The sequence below is a fragment of the Bradyrhizobium sp. 6(2017) genome (genome assembly GCF_011058295.2).
Classification (GTDB): domain Bacteria; phylum Pseudomonadota; class Alphaproteobacteria; order Rhizobiales; family Xanthobacteraceae; genus Bradyrhizobium; species Bradyrhizobium septentrionale.
In genome coordinates this window covers 104271-121939 of sequence record NZ_CP049289.2, presented here as the reverse complement: position 1 = coordinate 121939, position 17669 = coordinate 104271, and the positions used below count along the sequence as shown (strand labels likewise).

19 protein-coding genes and 1 tRNA gene are annotated in these 17669 nt (G+C 64.3%); 10 read left to right on the top strand and 10 right to left on the bottom strand.

All coding sequences use genetic code 11. The annotated features are described in order from the left end of the window. Window positions 1-114: 114 nt before the first annotated feature. The 6 genes from G6P99_RS00540 to G6P99_RS00515 all read right to left on the bottom strand — a co-directional run bounded on the left by G6P99_RS00540 (window position 115) and on the right by G6P99_RS00515 (window position 6463). A complete protein-coding gene (locus G6P99_RS00540; protein ID WP_029082489.1) occupies window positions 115-1197 on the bottom strand; it encodes a sn-glycerol-3-phosphate import ATP-binding protein UgpC in 1083 nt (360 codons plus the stop codon). Beyond that, the gene (ugpE, locus tag G6P99_RS00535; protein ID WP_029082488.1) at window positions 1197-2045 is read right to left on the bottom strand and encodes a sn-glycerol-3-phosphate ABC transporter permease UgpE; all 849 of its coding nucleotides are present in this window, start codon (window positions 2043-2045) and stop codon (window positions 1197-1199) included. The genes G6P99_RS00540 and ugpE overlap by 1 nt, the downstream gene beginning before the upstream one ends. After that, window positions 2045-2926: a sn-glycerol-3-phosphate ABC transporter permease UgpA gene (gene ugpA, locus G6P99_RS00530; protein ID WP_029082487.1), complete on the bottom strand. Its 882-nt coding sequence runs from the start codon at window positions 2924-2926 to the stop codon at window positions 2045-2047. Before ugpA ends, ugpE begins: the two co-directional genes overlap by 1 nt. A gap of 166 nt (window positions 2927-3092) precedes the next feature. Further along, the gene (gene ugpB, locus G6P99_RS00525) at window positions 3093-4409 is read right to left on the bottom strand and encodes a sn-glycerol-3-phosphate ABC transporter substrate-binding protein UgpB (RefSeq protein ID WP_029082486.1); all 1317 of its coding nucleotides are present in this window, start codon (window positions 4407-4409) and stop codon (window positions 3093-3095) included. Between the two features lie 200 nt (window positions 4410-4609). Next, window positions 4610-5815: a CaiB/BaiF CoA transferase family protein gene (locus tag G6P99_RS00520; protein ID WP_029082485.1), complete on the bottom strand. Its 1206-nt coding sequence runs from the start codon at window positions 5813-5815 to the stop codon at window positions 4610-4612. Between the two features lie 222 nt (window positions 5816-6037). Next, window positions 6038-6463, bottom strand: a complete 426-nt coding sequence (locus G6P99_RS00515; RefSeq protein ID WP_029082484.1) for an organic hydroperoxide resistance protein — start codon at window positions 6461-6463, stop codon at window positions 6038-6040. Between the two features lie 182 nt (window positions 6464-6645). Here G6P99_RS00515 and G6P99_RS00510 point away from each other — a divergent pair, with 182 nt between their 5' ends. Further along, window positions 6646-7107, top strand: a complete 462-nt coding sequence (locus G6P99_RS00510) for a MarR family winged helix-turn-helix transcriptional regulator (protein ID WP_029082483.1) — start codon at window positions 6646-6648, stop codon at window positions 7105-7107. Window positions 7108-7116: 9 nt separating this feature from the next. Here G6P99_RS00510 and G6P99_RS00505 read toward each other — a convergent pair whose 3' ends face one another. The 3 genes from G6P99_RS00505 to G6P99_RS00495 form a co-directional block, all read right to left on the bottom strand. Next, window positions 7117-7356: a GIY-YIG nuclease family protein gene (locus G6P99_RS00505; protein ID WP_029082482.1), complete on the bottom strand. Its 240-nt coding sequence runs from the start codon at window positions 7354-7356 to the stop codon at window positions 7117-7119. A gap of 132 nt (window positions 7357-7488) precedes the next feature. Next, window positions 7489-7564: transfer RNA gene (locus tag G6P99_RS00500), tRNA-Ala, on the bottom strand. Between the two features lie 95 nt (window positions 7565-7659). After that, complete coding sequence (locus G6P99_RS00495) at window positions 7660-8067, bottom strand: TIGR02300 family protein (RefSeq protein ID WP_029082481.1); 408 nt, start codon at window positions 8065-8067, stop codon at window positions 7660-7662. A gap of 146 nt (window positions 8068-8213) precedes the next feature. On the opposite strand from G6P99_RS00495, the gene aroA reads away from it, so the two are divergent. Both aroA and cmk read left to right on the top strand, forming a co-directional pair. Continuing rightward, the gene (gene aroA / locus G6P99_RS00490) at window positions 8214-9551 is read left to right on the top strand and encodes a 3-phosphoshikimate 1-carboxyvinyltransferase (protein ID WP_029082480.1); all 1338 of its coding nucleotides are present in this window, start codon (window positions 8214-8216) and stop codon (window positions 9549-9551) included. Next, window positions 9548-10177, top strand: coding sequence for a (d)CMP kinase (gene cmk / locus G6P99_RS00485; RefSeq protein WP_029082479.1), 630 nt, complete (start codon window positions 9548-9550; stop codon window positions 10175-10177). The genes aroA and cmk overlap by 4 nt, the downstream gene beginning before the upstream one ends. A 96-nt stretch (window positions 10178-10273) precedes the next feature. Here cmk and G6P99_RS00480 read toward each other — a convergent pair whose 3' ends face one another. Then, window positions 10274-10447, bottom strand: coding sequence for a hypothetical protein (locus G6P99_RS00480; RefSeq protein WP_165126988.1), 174 nt, complete (start codon window positions 10445-10447; stop codon window positions 10274-10276). A gap of 484 nt (window positions 10448-10931) precedes the next feature. Here G6P99_RS00480 and rpsA point away from each other — a divergent pair, with 484 nt between their 5' ends. From rpsA to trpA, 7 genes are all read left to right on the top strand, one after another. Next, window positions 10932-12641, top strand: a complete 1710-nt coding sequence (rpsA, locus tag G6P99_RS00475) for a 30S ribosomal protein S1 (protein WP_029082478.1) — start codon at window positions 10932-10934, stop codon at window positions 12639-12641. A gap of 271 nt (window positions 12642-12912) precedes the next feature. After that, on the top strand, window positions 12913-13890 hold the full coding sequence (gene sppA, locus G6P99_RS00470; protein WP_029082477.1) for a signal peptide peptidase SppA: 978 nt from the start codon (window positions 12913-12915) through the stop codon (window positions 13888-13890). Between the two features lie 174 nt (window positions 13891-14064). Then, window positions 14065-14391, top strand: coding sequence for an integration host factor subunit beta (locus G6P99_RS00465; protein ID WP_029082476.1), 327 nt, complete (start codon window positions 14065-14067; stop codon window positions 14389-14391). Between the two features lie 87 nt (window positions 14392-14478). Next, window positions 14479-14865 (top strand): LapA family protein, encoded by a 387-nt coding sequence (locus G6P99_RS00460; protein WP_029082475.1) that lies wholly within the window; start codon window positions 14479-14481, stop codon window positions 14863-14865. A gap of 76 nt (window positions 14866-14941) precedes the next feature. After that, window positions 14942-15601, top strand: a complete 660-nt coding sequence (locus G6P99_RS00455; RefSeq protein ID WP_029082474.1) for a phosphoribosylanthranilate isomerase — start codon at window positions 14942-14944, stop codon at window positions 15599-15601. Further along, the gene (gene trpB / locus G6P99_RS00450) at window positions 15598-16815 is read left to right on the top strand and encodes a tryptophan synthase subunit beta (protein ID WP_165126986.1); all 1218 of its coding nucleotides are present in this window, start codon (window positions 15598-15600) and stop codon (window positions 16813-16815) included. Before G6P99_RS00455 ends, trpB begins: the two co-directional genes overlap by 4 nt. Then, a complete protein-coding gene (gene trpA, locus G6P99_RS00445; RefSeq protein ID WP_029082472.1) occupies window positions 16812-17648 on the top strand; it encodes a tryptophan synthase subunit alpha in 837 nt (278 codons plus the stop codon). The genes trpB and trpA overlap by 4 nt, the downstream gene beginning before the upstream one ends. Window positions 17649-17669: the final 21 nt, after the last annotated feature.

The window sequence follows — 17669 nt, the reverse complement described above, 5'->3', positions numbered from 1 at the left end:
GGGCCGCTTGCCCGTCGGTCACTAGCCAATATGGGAGTGATCTGGATAGCGTTCAAGCGCCTCTGAAACCAGCGTAAATGCCGCGCAGCATGGCTCCCAATCCTTCCCGATTGGTTATTGTCCGACCCGTTGGCGGCCGTCAGCGGTAAAAAGATGCAGTTTGTCCCGCGGGGCGACAGCCCGGATCTGCTCGCCGATGGCGGGGCCGGTAGCACCGGGAACCCGGACGATCACCTCGCCCGGCGGCAGCTCGCCGGGATTGGCGGCCACGCTTTGCTGCTCGCGCTGGCGGCTGCCATAGACGAAGGTCTCGGCGCCGACATGCTCGATCGCCTCGACGGTCAGGCCAAGCGCGACGCCGCCGGATACCGTCTCGTTGGTAATGACGAAATCCTCCGGCCGGATCCCAGCAATGCCGGCGCCGTCGGCGCCGGTGATCTGGGACTTCAGCTCGTCCGAGCGCAGCGGCATCAGGTTCATCGGCGGCGCGCCGATGAACGAGGCGACGAAGGTGGTCGCCGGCCTCTGATAGATGTTGAGCGGATTGCCGATCTGCTCGACCTGGCCGCCATTCATGACCACGAGGATGTCGGCGAGCGTCATCGCCTCGAGCTGGTCGTGGGTGACGTAGATCGAGGTGGTGTTGAGCCGGCGCTGCAGCTTGCGGATCTCGACCCGCATCGCGATGCGCAGCTTGGCGTCGAGGTTCGACAGCGGCTCGTCGAACAGGAACACCTTCGGCTGGCGCACGATGGCGCGGCCCATCGCGACGCGCTGGCGCTGGCCGCCGGAGAGCTGCCGCGGCTTGCGCTCCAGCATCGGCGAGAGCTCGAGGACGCGGGCAGCTTCCTCGACCCGGGTCCTGATCTCGGTCTCGGCCATGCCGCGGTTGCGCAGGCCGTAGGCCATGTTGTTGTAGACGCTCATATGCGGATAGAGCGCGTAATTCTGGAACACCATCGCGATGTCGCGATCGGCCGGCTCGATCTGGTTGACGACGCGGCCGCCGATGTCGATCTCGCCGCCGGTGATGGTCTCGAGCCCCGCGACCATGCGCAGCAGCGTGGACTTGCCGCAGCCGGAGGGACCGACCAGCACGCAGAACTGGCCGTCGCCGACGTCGACATCGACGCCCTTGATGGCCTCGAAGCCGCCGGGATAGGTCTTGCGGACGCTGCGCAGCGTGACGTTAGCCATTACTTTTCCGTCTCCACCAATCCGCGCACGAACAGTTTCTGCATCGCGACCACGACGAACACCGGCGGCAGCATCGCCAGCAGCGCGGTCGCCATCACCACCGGCCATTCGGTCAGCGCGTCGGTCGTGGTGATCATCTTGCGAATGCCGACCTGGATGGTCTGCATGTCGTCGCGCGTGGTGATCAACAGCGGCCAGAGATACTGATTCCAGCCGAGGATAAACAGGATCACGAACAGCGCGGCCATGTTGGTGCGCGACAGCGGCAATAGCGTATCCCAGAAGAAGCGGAACGGGCCCGCGCCGTCGATCCGCGAGGCCTCGAGCAGTTCATCCGGCACGGTCATGAAGAACTGGCGGAACAGCAGCGTCGCGGTCGCCGAAGCGATCAGCGGCAGCGACAGGCCGGCATAGCTGTCGAGCAGATGCAGATCGGCGACGATCTTGTAGGTCGGATAGATGCGCACCTCGACCGGCAGCATCAGGGTGATGAAGATGATCCAGAAGATCGCCATCCGGAACGGAAATCGGAAATACACGATCGCGTAGGCCGAGATGATCGAGATCGCGATTTTGCCGACCGCGATCAGGAGCGCCATGATCAGCGAGTTCAGCATCATGTTGAGCACCGGCTCGCGGGTCGAGCCGCTCGTGCCGACAAACAGCGTCTGGTAGTAGGTCTCGAGGAAATGGCCCCCGGGCAACAGCGACATCTGGCCGTTGGCGATGACCGCGTTGTCCTGGGTCGAGGCGACGATCGCGAGATAGACCGGGAAGGCAACGATCGCGATCCCGATCCACAGGATGGCGTGAGCCAGATAGCGCTGAAAACCTTCCTCCTCGACCATCAGTAGGTCACCTTGCGTTCGACGAAGCGGAACTGGATTCCGGTCAGCACGATGACGATGGCCATCAGGATGACCGACTGCGCCGCCGAGGAGCCGAGATTGCCGCCGAGCAGGCCGTCGGTATAGACCTTGTAGACCAGCGTCTCGGTCGCCTTGCCCGGACCGCCGCGGGTCATGGTATCGATGATGCCGAAGGTGTCGAAGAAGGCGTAGACGATGTTGATGACCAGGAGGAAGAAGATGGTCGGCGACAGCAGCGGGAAGATCACGGTCCAGAACCGTCGCATCGGACGGGCGCCGTCGATCGCGGCGGCCTCGATCACGCTCTTCGGGATGCTCTGCAGGCCGGCGAGGAAGAACAGGAAATTGTAGGAGATCTGCTTCCAGGCCGCGGCGAGGATGATCAGCGCCGCCGCCTGGTCGCCGTTGAGCAGCGGATTCCAGTCGACACCCATGCCGCGCAGATAGCGCGACAGCACGCCGAGCGAGGGGTGCAGCATGAACACCCAGAGCACGCCGACCACCGGCGGAGCCACCGCGTACGGCCAGATCAGCAGCGTGCGGTAGAGCGTCGAGCCGCGCAGCGGCCTGTCGGCCATCACTGCAAGCAACAGTGCGAACGACAGTGAAGAGACCGCGATCGCGAACGAGAACGCGAAGGTCCTGACGATCGCGGCGAAATAGGCCGGCTCCTTGAACAGTTCGAGATAGTTCTCGAACCAGACGAAGCTGGTGGACAGGCCGAACGCGTCCTGCAGCAGGAAGGACTGGATCACCGCCTGCACGGCCGGCCAGTAGAAAAAGATCAGGACGATCGCGAGTTGCGGAGCAACCAGCGCGTAAGGCAACAGCTTTGATTGGAAAACCGCTTGCTTTTGCATGGTCTCGGCAAAAAGGGCAGGCCGCGAGGTTGCGGCCTGCCGGGGGATGGCCCTAAAGCGCGACGAGATTAGGTTGAATAAGTCGTCGCGCTTTAGCTCGTCGTTTGGGCATGATCTTTCCGGAAAACCGCTTCGCACTTTTCCGGATCATGCCGAAGGCATCATGTCAGCGGACGGCGGTCTTTTCAAACTGCCGCAGCATCTGGTTGCCGCGCTCGACGGCGGCGTCCAGCGCCTGCTTGGCGGTCTTCTTGCCGGCCAGCGCCTGCTCGATCTCCTCCGACCACATGTCGCGCAGTTGCACCATGTTGCCGAGGCGCAGACCGCGGGAATTCTCGGTCGGCTCCTTGTTGGTGAGCTCGAGCAGCGGGGTCTCGAGATAGGGCTGGTCCTTGTAGAAGCCCTCTTCCTTGGCCTTGGCATAGGCTGCCTTGGTGATCGGCAGATAGCCCGAAGCCTTGTGGATCCAGATCTGGCGGTCGGTGTCCGAGAGGAAGGTCAGGAACTTGGCCACGCCCTTGTATTCCTCGGCCGATTTGCCACCCATGACCCAGAGCGAGGCGCCGCCGATGATCGAGTTCTGCGGCGCGCCCTTGACGTCGGGATAGTACGGCATCGGCGCCGCGGTGAAATTGAACTTGGCCTGCGCCTTGACGTTGCCGAAGAAGGCCGACGAGGTCAGGTAGATCGGGCACTCGCCCGAGGTGAAGCGGCCTTCGCCGGTGTTGGTGCGGCCGGCATAGTCGTAGGTCTTGTCCTTCTGCAGCTCGACCAGATTCTCGAGGTGCTTGACCTGCAGCGGGCCGTTGAATTCGAGCACGGTGTCGAAGCCGTCGAGGCCGTTGGCCTTGCTGGCGAGCGGCACGTTGTGCCAGGCCGAGAGCTGCTCGAGATTGACCCAGGTGACCCAGGAGCCGGAGAAGCCGCAGGTGGCGTAGCCGGCCGCCTTCAGCTTCTTGGCGTCGTCGAACACTTGCGGCCAGGTCTTCGGGATCTCCGCGATGTTGGCCTTCTTCAGCGCGTCCAGATTGACCCACATCACGGTCGACGACGAGTTGAAGGGGAATGACAGCATCTCGCCCTTCGAGGTCGAGTAGTAGCCGGTGATCGCGGGCAGATAGACGCTGGGGTCGAACTTTTCTCCGGCATCGGCCATCAGCTTGTAGACCGGTTTGACGGCGCCGGTGGCGGCCATCATCGTCGCGGTGCCGACCTCGAACACCTGCATGATATGCGGCGCGTTGCCGGCGCGGAATGCGGCGATGCCGGCGTTCATGGTGTCGGCGTAGCCGCCCTTGTAGGTCGGGATGACCTTGTAATCGGATTGCGCGGCGTTGAAGTCGTTGGCCAGCTTGACGATGACGTCGTTGTTGGCGCCGGTCATCGCGTGCCACCACTGAATCTCGGTCACCGCAAATGCAGGCGACGCGAATGCAAGCGCGGCAGCGGCTGCCGCAGCAGCGCCGAGTCGTCGAAAGATCATCAAAACCCCTCCCGGTTGGAACGCCATCTTTCGTTGCGCGCGTTAACAGCGCCGGATGACGTTCAAATGACCGTATAAACGAAAGTCATGGTAGAGGGGAAGCCGAAGCAAAGGGAAGCGGTAAAAAAGGCGGAGATTGCGACCGCGTCCGTGCGGTGCAACGCCGGACGCGACGTTGCACCGCAGAGCAGGCGTGAGGATTAACGTTTGCGCTGGGGACCGCAGACCACGCCCTTCTCAACCAGGCCGCTGATCTCGTCCCTGGAGTAGCCGAACTCGCCGAGCACTTCCGCGGCGTGCTGGCTGAACTTCGGCGGCGTGCGGCGCAGGCTCGGCTTGGTGCGTTCGAGGCGGATTGGCGAGGCGACGCCCTTGTACCAATCCTTCTCGATGACGTCGCCGCGGTGGATCGTGTGTGGGTTGGTCAACGCCTGGTCGATCTTCTGCACCGGGCCTGCCGGCAGGCCGGCTGCGAGCAGCCGGTTGCACAGTGGCTCGGCCTCGTGCTGGCTGAACACCGCGGCAAGCTCCGCCCGCAGCGCATCGCGGTTGGCGATGCGGTCCTTGTTGCGGGCAAAGCGCGGATCGGTGCCGAGCTCGGGCTTGCCGATTTCCTTGGCGAGCTTGCGGAAGGTGCCGTCATTGCCGACGCCGATGAAGATGTTGTCGGTCTTGGTCGGGAAGATCGCGTAGGGCACGAGGTTGGGATGCTCGTTGCCCGTGAGCGACGGCGGCTTGCCATGCATGAAATAGTTCGCGGTGTGCGGATGCATGATCGCAAGCCCGGTCTCGTACAGCGTGGTCTCGATGAACTGGCCGAGCCCGGAGCGCTGCCGCTCCGACAGCGCCATCAGGATGCCGATCGCGGCATAGAGACCGGTGGTGATGTCGACCAGCGGCACGCCGATGCGCATCGGGCCGCTCTCGGCTGAGCCGGTCGCCGCGATCATGCCGGTCATCGCCTGGATGATCGCGTCATAGCCGGGATTGCCGCCGCGCGGGCCGTCGGCGCCGAAGCCGGAGATCCGGCAATGCACGAGGCGCGGAAATTTCGCGCGCAGCACCTCGTTGCCGATGCCCCATTTGTCGAGCGTGCCCGGCTTGAAATTCTCGATCAGCACGTCGGCGGTCTCGAGCATCTTCATCAGCACGACGCGTCCGCCCTCGGAGGCGAGGTCGACGCCGATCGAGCGCTTGTTGCGGTTGATGCCGACGAAATAGGCCGCGTCTTCGTCGTGGAAGGGAGGGCCCCAGTCGCGCACCTCGTCGCCGGCGGGCGGCTCGACCTTGATCACGTCGGCGCCGTGGTCGGCGAGGATCTGGGTGCAATACGGGCCGCCGAGCACGCGCGTCAGATCGATCAAGCGCAGTCCGGTCATCGCACCCGTCACCGCTGGGGTATTCATGGAAGCAACCTTCGCTCAGTTGGGACTCAAAAACGAGGTCCCAGAGCTAACGGTCTTCGCGCGGGGCAGCAATGCTCCCGTCTGCGCAGGCCCATGCAGCGGGCCGCGCCTGCGTTCGCCAAGCGAACTGGCATTCGAAATGCAATGCCCTCAAATGAAAAAGTCCGCTCAAATGCAATGGTCCGCCACGCTGATGTGGCGGACCATTGGGCGGAAGGCGAATTAGACGACGCTCAGCTTGACGTCGACATTGCCGCGGGTCGCGTTGGAATAGGGGCACACCTGGTGGGCCTTTTCGACCAGCGCTTCGGCCTCATTGCGGGGAAGGCCGGGCAGCGAGACGGCGAGCTCGACGGCGAGGCCGAAGCCGCCTGCCGAGCGCGGGCCGATACCGACCGTCGAGGTCACCGAGGCATCCGCGGGAACCTTCGGGCCGCCTTGCGAGGCCACGAACTTCATGGCGCCGATGAAGCAGGCGGCATAGCCGGCCGCGAATAGCTGCTCCGGATTGTTGCCGGCGCCACCGCCGCCGCCGAGCTCCTTCGGGGTGGTGAGCTTGACGTCGAGCGCGCCGTCGAGCGTCGCCGCATGGCCGTCGCGGCCGCCGGTTGCCTTGGCGCTGGTCTTGTAGAGCACGTTCACAGACATGGTGGTCTCCCTTGGGTTTGGACTTCGGTGGACTTGAGTTCGTGTTCGACGAGGCATATATTGCACGCAATTAGATTGCACACAATATAAAATATGCGGCCTCACATTTAATTGTTCGCAATTGAATCCCGGCTCCCGTGAGCCCAGAATGACCCGGAAACGAGATGGATTCGATGGGAATCATGGTCAGGAAACCAACGGCGGCGGATCAGGCGCTGCGGCTCGACAACCAGATCTGCTTTGCGGTCTATTCGACCGCACACGCCTTCAACCGCGTCTACAAGCCGCTGCTCGACCGGCTTGGGCTGACCTATCCGCAGTATCTCGTGATGCTGGCGCTGTGGGAGCGCGACGACGTGCCGGTGAAGCACCTCGGCGAGCGCCTGTTCCTGGATTCCGGCACGCTGACGCCGCTGCTCAAGCGGCTCGAGGCGGCCGAACTGATCAAGCGGACCCGCAGCACCGAGGACGAGCGCCAGGTCCTGATCGCGCTGACGGCGCAGGGCCACGCGCTGCGCGAAAAGGCCAAGGCCGTTCCGCAGTCGATCCTCGCGGCCTCGGACTGCACGGTCGGCGAGTTACTGGCGATGAAGGATGAGATCGTCGCGCTGCGCGACCGGCTGAATGCAGTGCTGGGGGAGTAGGGGGAGCTGTCAGAGGCGCTTATTGGTGAAGGCGCGGCCGCTGTGGGATTTAAGGTATTTCTCGAATGCCAGGGCTTTGTACTTGTCCGGGAATGCGCAGTACCAAACGAGTTGCCAGGGCCTGAACTTTGAGGTGTGCGCGGATTTGCCGGCATTGTGCTCGGGAATCCGTCGTTTCAGATCCTCGGTGGCACCAACATCTTCCTGATCAGGGAAGTTGGTGCTGCGGATGATGTACACGTACCACATTCGCATCCGCTGGAGCCGGATGGGGATAGAACCCTTGGCAGTCCGTCTTCGCCCTTCGGGCTACGCCGGACACCACGCTTCGCCCTTCAGGCAACTCGTGGCTGCGCCACGCGTAGCCCGAAGGGCGAAGCGTGGTGGAGCCAGGCGGGATCGAACCGCCGACCTCTTGCATGCCATGCAAGCGCTCTCCCAGCTGAGCTATGGCCCCTTATCCAGTTGGGATGACCCTGGGGGATCGATCCCGGCCCGCGCGGCCTAAGCGACTCGCGCGGCAGCACCGTTGATCATAGATCGGCGCCGATCTCAAGTCTCTTCATCACCGCCGACGTCACCAATGATATCGGTCACGTCCTCATCGCCCTCTTCCTCGTCGGCGATGAAGGTCGAATCGTCGTCGTCATCGTCATCGATGGTCTCATCGACCTCGATATCGTCCTCGGATTCGGGAACCACGGCCTTGACCTTACCGGTGTTCTCCTCGGCATCGGCCTCCTCGAGCGAGACCAATTCCTCGGTCTCGGCCGCCTCGGGCATCTCGGCGGCGGTCGCAGGCGAACTGACGGTGGCGCCACGGCCTCGCGGCGGGGCCACGGGTGCGATCGGCACGACCTCGCCGGTGTAGGGCGAGATCACCGGATTCTTGTTGAGGTCGTAGAACTTCTTGCCCGTGGTCGGGCAAATACGCTTGGTTCCGAGCTCGGACTTGGCCAACGTGGTCATCCCAGAATTTTGCTGAAAAACGGTGCTTCACTTGGCTAGTTGAGCCGCCGCTGTCAATAGCGGTTTGCGCGCAAGTGACGGGCGCGTGACGCGGTGTTGCCTATGTGATACCTGCCGCGGCGCGAGAGGACACAATCTTGGCCCATTCTGACACCCCGACCCCGCTGGAATCGCGCGCCTGCGGCCCCCTGGCCGGCAAAGTCCGCGTTCCCGGCGATAAATCGATCTCCCACCGTGCGCTGATCCTGGGGGCGCTTTCGGTGGGCGAAACCCGCATTTCCGGCCTGCTGGAGGGCGAGGACGTCCTCAATACCGCCAAATCCATGCGCGCATTGGGCGCCAAGGTGGAGCGGACGGCCCCGTTTACCTGGTCGGTCGCAGGCGTCGGCGTCGGCGGCTTCGCCCAGCCCACAGCCGCGCTCGATTTTGGCAATTCCGGCACCGGCTGCCGCCTGGTGATGGGCGCGGTGGCCGGCTGTCCGATCGCGGCCATCTTCGACGGCGACGCCTCGCTGCGCACGCGGCCGATGCGCCGCATCCTCGACCCGCTGGAATTGATGGGCGCCCGGACCAGCGACATCAGGGAGGGCGGCCGGCTGCCGCTCACCCTGCATGGCGCCCGCTATCCGGTGCCGATCGTCTACAAGACGCCGGTCGCCTCGGCCCAGATCAAGTCCGCGGTGCTGCTGGCGGGGCTGTCCGCGCCCGGCATTACCACCGTGATCGAGCAGGAGGCGAGCCGCGACCATACCGAGCTGATGCTGAAGCATTTCGGTGCCGAGATCTCCTCGGAGACGGAAGGCAGTCATGGCCGGAGGATCACGCTGAACGGCGAGCCCGAGCTGCACGGGGCCGATGTCGTGGTGCCCGCTGATCCGTCCTCGGCGTCGTTCCCGATCGTGGCGGCGCTGATCGTTGAGGGATCCGACGTGGTGTTCTCCGACGTGATGACCAATCCGCTGCGCACCGGGCTGTTCACCACGCTGCGCGAAATGGGCGCCTCGATCGAGGAGAGCGATGTGCGCGGCGATGCCGGCGAGCCGATGGCGCAATTGCGCGTGCGCGCCTCGAAGCTGAAGGGCGTCGAGGTGCCGCCGGAGCGCGCGCCGTCGATGATCGACGAATATCTGGTGCTGGCGGTTGCGGCCGCCTTCGCCGAGGGCACCACGATCATGCGCGGCCTGCAGGAGCTGCGCGTCAAGGAATCTGACCGGCTTGAAGCCACCGCCGACATGCTGCGGGTCAATGGGGTCAAGGTCGAGGTCTCCGGCGACGACCTGATCGTCGAGGGCCGCGGCCATGTTCCGGGCGGCGGCCTGGTCGCGACCCATATGGACCACCGCATCGCGATGTCGGCGCTGGTGATGGGCTGCGCGTCCGATCGGCCGGTCAAGATCGACGACACCGGCTTCATCGCCACCAGTTTTCCGGATTTCATTCCGATGATGCGCGCGCTCGGAGCTGACTTCGCATGATCATCGCCATCGACGGACCCGCCGCCTCGGGCAAGGGCACGCTCGGCAAGCGGCTCGCCCACCACTACGGCTATCGCCATCTCGACACCGGCGTGATCTACCGCGCGGTGGCCTATGCCATGATCGCCGCCGGTGCCGATCTCGGCGACAAGGTGCTGGCGGTGGCCGCGGCGCTCGAGCTCGATCCCGAAAAATTCGGCAATCCGATCCTGAAGACCCAGAAGGTCGGCGATGCCGCCTCGGTGGTGTCGGCCATTCCCGAGGTGCGCGAGGTGCTGGTGAATTTCCAGCGCCAATTCGCCGCCGATCCGCCCGGTGCGGTGCTCGATGGGCGCGACATCGGCACCGTGATCTGTCCGAATGCCGACGTGAAGATCTTCGTGGTTGCCGACCCCCGGGTGCGGGCGCGGCGGCGCACGCTGGAGGCGCGCGCCCGCGGCGAGGACGCCGACGAGGAAGCCGTGCTCGCCGACATTCTCAAGCGCGACGATCGGGACAAGAACCGGGCGATTGCGCCATTGCGGCCGGCGGCGGACGCCCACACGCTGGATAATTCCAACCTCGACATCGAGGCCGGCGTCCGCGCCGCCATCGCGATCGTCGAGGCGGCGCGCGCCAGGCGCTGATCCGGCGAGGCTCGGACAAGAAAAAGCGCGATGACGGATCATCGCGCTCCGGGTCCGGCAAGGACCAGTTGGATCAGTTTTGGATCAGTTCTTGGTTTAGTTCTTGGACCAGTAGCGGTCGAACGGCAGTTCCTGCTCGGCCATGGTCAGAAGCGGCTGCACTTTTTGGGCCGACGCGGCGTGCCCGGCCGGTACGGCTCCAGGCAGCGCGGCGACGGCATTTCCAATCGTCAGGACGGCAAACACCGCCAGCACCACAAAGCTTTGCATTGGTCGTCCCCCTGTTTTTAACGGTGCCATCGTAGTGGGGGGCTGCTTAAGGGCGGGTTCCAGGGCGCCCCTCCTGCGTCGCATTTCGCGCGATGCGGTCAACAAGGCGTTGAGGCGCAGCCGCGGGCGCGATCAGCCTTAAGCGCCCGTAAATCGGGCATTTCCAGCTTGCCCAAAATGACCTCCGGGGCTATATCAGCGCCGTTCGGAGCGCCATCGACCATGTCGAGGCCATGTCTGAGCGGGCCGGCGCCGGGTTTTAGCCCTCGCCGCATCTGGAGGAACGCCCGCTCCCAGGTCTTGAAGTCGATATTTTCGTTTCAGGCTCCGGACAATTCAAACGTACCGAACGTGCAGTCATGCTGCCGGCCCGCTGTTGCGCCTCCTGCAACAAGCGGTCGTCAGGGTTTGCGGAACCCTGACACTTCACGCGCGGTGCGCCCATCAACCCGAACGGCCGGCAAGATCCCGCACTGGAGAACAAATGGCTTCGAATACTGTGTCTTCCTATACCCCGACCCGCGACGATTTCGCCGCGATGCTTGATGAGTCCTTTGCCGGCGGCAATTTGCAGGAAAGCTCGGTCATCAAGGGCAAGGTGGTTGCAATTGAGAAGGACATGGCCGTCATCGACGTCGGCCTGAAGACCGAAGGCCGCGTCGCGCTGCGCGAATTCGCCGGCCCCGGCCGTGAAAGCGATCTGAAGGTAGGTGACGAAGTCGAGGTGTTCCTCGACCGCATCGAGAATGCGCTCGGCGAAGCCGTGCTGTCGCGCGACAAGGCGCGCCGCGAGGAGAGCTGGGGCAAGCTCGAGAAGGCGTTCCAGAACAACGAAAAGGTCAACGGCGTCATCTTCAACCAGGTCAAGGGCGGCTTCACGGTCGACCTCGACGGTGCGGTGGCGTTCCTGCCGCGCTCGCAGGTCGACATTCGTCCGATCCGCGACGTCGCGCCGCTGATGAACAACTCGCAGCCGTTCCAGATCCTCAAGATGGACCGCCGCCGCGGCAACATCGTGGTGTCGCGCCGCACGGTTCTCGAAGAGACCCGCGCCGAGCAGCGCCAGGAGCTGGTGCAGAACCTCGAAGAGGGTCAGGTGATCGACGGCGTGGTCAAGAACATCACCGATTACGGTGCGTTCGTTGATCTCGGCGGCATCGACGGCCTGCTGCACGTCACCGATATCGCCTGGCGCCGCGTCAACCACCCGACCGAGGTGCTGACCATCGGCCAGACGGTGAAGGTCAAGATCATCAAGATCAACCACGAGACGCACCGCATCTCGCTCGGCATGAAGCAGCTGCTGGACGATCCGTGGCAGGGCATCGAAGCCAAGTACCCGCTGGGTGCCCGCTTCACCGGCCGCGTCACCAACATCACCGACTACGGCGCGTTCGTCGAGCTCGAGCCGGGCATCGAAGGCCTGATCCACGTCTCCGAGATGTCGTGGACCAAGAAGAACATGCACCCCGGCAAGATCGTTTCGACCTCGCAGGAAGTCGAAGTGCAGGTGCTGGAAGTGGATTCGGTCAAGCGCCGTATCTCGCTCGGTCTCAAGCAGACCATGCGCAATCCCTGGGAAGTCTTCGTCGAGAAGTTCCCGGTCGGCTCGACTGTCGAAGGCGAGGTCAAGAACAAGACCGAGTTCGGTCTGTTCCTCGGTCTCGACGGCGATGTAGACGGCATGGTCCATCTCTCCGACCTCGACTGGAAGCTTCCGGGCGAGCAGGTCATCGACAACTTCAAGAAGGGCGACATGGTCAAGGCCGTGGTGCTCGATGTCGATGTCGAGAAGGAGCGGATCTCGCTCGGCGTCAAGCAGCTCGAAGGCGACCCCTTCGCCGAGCCGGGCGACGTCAAGAAGGGCGCGGTCGTGACCTGCGAAGTGCTCGAAGTGAAGGAGAGCGGCATCGAGGTCCGGATCTCGGGCACCGAGTTCACCACCTTCATCAAGCGGTCCGAGCTGGCCCGCGACCGCAACGACCAGCGCGCCGAGCGCTTCGCCGTCGGCGAGAAGGTCGATGCCCGCGTCATCCAGTTCGACAAGAAGGCCCGCAAGGTGCAGGTCTCGATCAAGGCGCTGGAAGTCGCAGAAGAGAAGGAAGCCATCGCGCAGTACGGCTCCTCCGATTCGGGTGCGACGCTCGGCGACATCCTCGGCACCGCGCTGAAGAACCGCGGCACCGACAAGTAAGGCTCGTTCGATTGAGACGATTGGGGCCCCGGCGAAAGCCGGGGCCTTTTTGTCTTGTAGCCCGGATGCAGCGCAGCGAAATCCGGGGCTCTGCACCCGCGGTAAGGCCTTCCAGGATTACGCTTCGCTTCTTCCGGGCTACAATGCGGGCAATGTCGCGGGCCTTGTTTTCTTCATATTGCGTCGCAATTGATGTATTTGGCTAAGCTGATAGTGACGCTGCGACTGCAAAAGGCGTCGATTGCGCGCTGACCATTTCTGGAGAGATCGGATGTCGCTGGATTCAGACGTGATCGTCGACCGCCGCCGGATCAGGCGCAAGCTGACGTTCTGGCGCGTCGCCGCTGCGGTCATTGCGATCGCGGCCATCGTAGGCGTGGGCGTGATCGCCGCCGGCGGGCGCGGCACCTTTGCGACCTCGAACGCGATCGCGCGCGTCAGTATCGACGGACTGATCCGCAGCGATCAGGAGCGCGTCGAGGCGCTGGAGCGGCTCGGCAAGTCGAGCTATGCGGCTGTCGTCGTGCATATCAATTCGCCTGGCGGTACCACCGCGGGCTCCGAGCAGCTTTACGACTCGCTGGTGCAGTTGAAGGCGAAGAAGCCGCTTGTCGTCGTGGTCGAGGGATTGGCGGCCTCGGGCGGCTACATCACGGCGATCGCCTCCGATCATATCGTCGCCCAGCAGACCTCGCTGGTCGGCTCGATCGGCGTGCTCTTCCAGTTTCCGAACGTGTCCGAATTGCTCAAGACCGTCGGCGTGAAGATGGAGGAGATCAAATCCTCGCCGCTGAAGGCGGCGCCCAACGGCTTCGAGCCGACCAGCCCGGAGGCCCGCGCCGCGATCGACGGTCTGGTCAAGGACTCCTATGCCTGGTTCCGTGGATTGGTGAAGGAGCGGCGCGGCATGGATGACGCCCTGCTGGAGAAGGTCGCCGACGGCCGCGTCTTCACCGGCCGGCAGGCGGTCGATCTCAAGCTGATCGATCAGCTCGGGGACGAGAAGACCGCGATCGCCTGGCTGGTTGCGGAGAAGAAGGTCAAAAGCGACCTGCCGGTGCGCAATTACAAGCTTAATCCGCGATTCAGCGACCTGACCTTCCTGCGCACGGCGGCGTCCGTGACGCTCGATGCGTTCGGCCTCGGCGGCTTCGCGCGGCGGATCGAGCAGGGCGGCGTGGCCCAGGCGGTCGATCGATTCGGGCTCGACGGCATGTTGGCATTGTGGAGCCCGATGGGAACCGACTAGCCAGCTGTCAAACGCGTACTCATCAGGGTATTCCCGCTCTGCGGGAATCGCCGCATGCCCTAATTGGGCTATTTGTCACGTGATTTCCCGACGCTCTAAATCGATTTAGCGTCTTGACAGTGCACGGCATTTTCACGGAAATGGGTTTCCGCAAGAGCCCGGATCCCATTTTCGATGATCAAATCCGAACTTGTTCAGCGTATCGCCGAGCACAACCCGCACCTCTACCAGCGGGACGTCGAGAACATTGTGAATGCGATTCTCGACGAAATCGTTGCGGCGCTGGCGCGTGGCGACCGCGTCGAGCTGCGCGGTTTTGGCGCATTCTCGGTGAAGCATCGCCCGGCGCGTGCCGGCCGCAATCCGCGAACCGGCGAGCATGTGCCGGTCGATCAGAAGAGCGTGCCGTTCTTCAAGACCGGCAAGGAAATGCGCGAGCGCCTCAATCGCGACGCCGACGCGGAAGCCTCCAAGGTCGACGCGCCCAAAGCTGACGCCTGACAAGGCCGACGCCTAACGCGCGACGTCACGCGTTGCCGTGTTGCGGGCGATCTGCCCGCACTGCCTCCATCGCTGCGAGAGATGGTCATGCGAAAGTTCTTCACGGCATTGGTCGTCATTCCGCTCGGACTGATCTTCATCATCTTTGCGGTCGCCAACCGTCACTGGGTGACGGTGTCGTTCGATCCCTTCAACTCTGTGACGCCTGTGGTTGCGGTCACATTGCCGCTGTTCGTCGTGATCATTGTCTCCGCGATCCTGGGCGTGCTCGCGGGCGGCATCGCGACCTGGTTCAGGCAGGGGCGCTGGCGCCGCGCGGCCCGGCAGCACGAGGCCGACGCCCGCCAAGTCCGCTCGGAGCTCGCCGACCTCAGGGCCGCCGCCTCCCGGGATGACGCGCAGCGCCGCCCGGCGCCGGGGCAGCTCGGGTTTTACGGGCCCAATGGGCGAGACAAGCAGGGCGCGACGTTGTAGAACCCGCCCCGTCGGACCGGGGTGCACCCCGGTTCCGGCCGCCCGAAAACCCGTTTTGAAGCCCCGTTTCGAGACCATGCCCCTGCTCGTCAAAATCTGCGGCCTGTCCACGCGCGAGACGCTCGACGTCGCGCTTGAGGGCGGCGCCGACATGGTCGGGTTCGTGTTCTTTGCCCCATCGCCGCGCCATATCAGCCTCGAGACCGCGCGCGAGCTCGGCAAGCAGGCCAAGGGCCGCGCCGTCAAGGTCGCGCTGACTGTCGATGCCGACGACGCCACCATCGAGAACATCGTCGAGACGCTGCGTCCGGATGTCCTGCAGCTGCACGGCAAGGAGACCACGGCGCGGCTGCGTGATCTCAAGCAGAAATTCGGCCTGCCGTTGATGAAGGCGCTGCCGGTCGAGACCGCAGCCGACCTCGCCCCGCTGCCGGGCTATGCCAGCGTCGCCGACCGCATTCTGTTCGACGCCCGCGCGCCGAAGGATGCCACGCGGCCGGGCGGCCTCGGCGCGCCCTTCGATTGGCACGTGCTTGAAAATCTCGATCTCGCGCTGCCCTACATGGTCTCCGGCGGGCTCAATGCCGAGAACGTCACTGAAGCTGTCCGCGTCACCCGCGCCGGCGGGGTCGACGTCTCGTCGGGCGTCGAGCGCACGCCCGGCGTCAAGGATCCCGAATTGATCCGCGCCTTCATCCGCGCCGCACGCGCAACCCAAGAACTGATGGTTCGATGAATCCTAACCTGCTCAATTCCTTCCGCAGCGGTCCCGACGAGCGCGGGCATTTCGGTATTTTCGGCGGACGCTTCGTCGCGGAAACGCTGATGCCGCTGATCCTCGATCTCGAAAAGGCCTATGCCGACGCCAAGGCCGATCCGGCATTCCAGGCCGAGATGAACGTCTATCTGAAGGACTATGTCGGCCGGCCGTCGCCGCTGTATTTCGCCGAACGGCTCACCGGGCATCTCGGCGGCGCGAAGATCTATCTGAAGCGCGAGGAACTCAACCACACCGGTTCGCACAAGGTCAACAACGTGCTCGGCCAGATCATGGTCGCGCGCCGCATGGGCAAGAAGCGCATCATTGCCGAGACCGGCGCCGGCCAGCACGGCGTGGCGACGGCGACGCTGTGCGCGCGCTTCGGGCTCGAATGCGTGGTCTATATGGGCGCGGTCGACGTCGAGCGGCAGCAGCCGAACGTGATCCGCATGGAGATGCTGGGCGCCACGGTGATCCCGGTGCAGTCGGGCGCGCGCACGCTGAAGGATGCGATGAACGACGCGCTGCGCGACTGGGTCACCAACGTTCACAACACCTTCTATTGCATCGGCACGGTGGCGGGTCCGCACCCCTATCCGATGATGGTGCGCGACTTCCAGTCGATCATCGGCCACGAGACGCGCAAGCAGATGCAGGAGGCCGAGGGCCGCCTGCCGGACTCGCTGGTCGCTTGCATCGGCGGCGGCTCCAATGCGATGGGTCTGTTCCATCCGTTCCTGGACGATCCCTCGGTCGAGATTTTTGGCGTTGAGGCGGCCGGTCATGGACTGACGCAGCTGCATGCGGCTTCGCTCGCCGGCGGCCGTCCCGGCGTGCTGCACGGCAACCGCACCTATCTGCTGATGGACGCCGACGGCCAGATCGAGGAAGCGCATTCGATCTCGGCGGGCCTCGATTATCCCGGCATTGGCCCCGAGCACGCCTGGTTGCACGAGACCGGCCGCGTGAAATATCTCTCGGCCACCGATGAGGAGGCGCTGGCCGCATTCCAGCTGCTGTCGCGGCTGGAGGGCATCATCCCCGCGCTGGAATCCGCGCACGCCATCGCGAAACTTTCCGAACTCGCGCCGCAGCGGCCGAAGGATCACCTGATGGTGGTCAACCTCTCGGGCCGTGGCGACAAGGACGTGCCGCAGGTCGGCGACATCTTGAAGGGCAGGAAGAAGTGAGCACCCGTATCGACGCACGTTTCGCCGCGCTGAAGCAGCAGGGCCGCTCCGCTTTCGTCACCTTCGTGATGGCCGGCGATCCCGACGCAAAGACCTCGCTCGACATCCTCAAGGCGCTGCCGAAGGCCGGCGCCGACGTCATCGAGATCGGCATGCCCTTCACCGATCCGATGGCCGATGGCCCGTCGATCCAGGCCGCCGGCCTGCGTGCGCTCAAGGGCGGCATGACGCTGCGCAAGACGCTGGCGATGGTCCGCGACTTCCGCAAGGACGACAATGCCACGCCGATCGTGCTGATGGGCTACTACAATCCGATCTACATCTACGGCGTCGACAGCTTCCTGGCCGATGCCAAGGAAGCCGGCGTCGACGGCCTGATCATCGTCGACCTGCCGCCGGAGGAAGACACCGAGCTCTGCATCCCCGCGATGAAGGCCGGGCTGAACTTCATCCGGCTGGCGACGCCGACCACCGACGACAAGCGCCTGCCGGCGGTGCTCGCCAACACCTCGGGCTTTGTCTACTACGTCTCGATCACCGGCATCACCGGCGCTGCGACTGCCGATTCGAACGCGGTTTCGGAAGCCGTCGCCCGCATCAAGCGCCACACCAGGCTGCCGGTCTGCGTCGGCTTCGGCATCCGCACCCCGGAAACGGCACGCGCGATCGCCGAAAACGCCAACGGCGCCGTGGTCGGCACCGCGATCGTCGACGTGGTGCGGGGGAGCCTCGATGCCGAGGGCCGCGCGACGCCAAAGACCGTGAGCGCGGTCGCGGACCTGGTGTCCGCGCTGGCGCAGGGGGTCCGGGGCGCCAAACAGGCCGCTGAATAAGCCACATTTTGCGGCAACAAG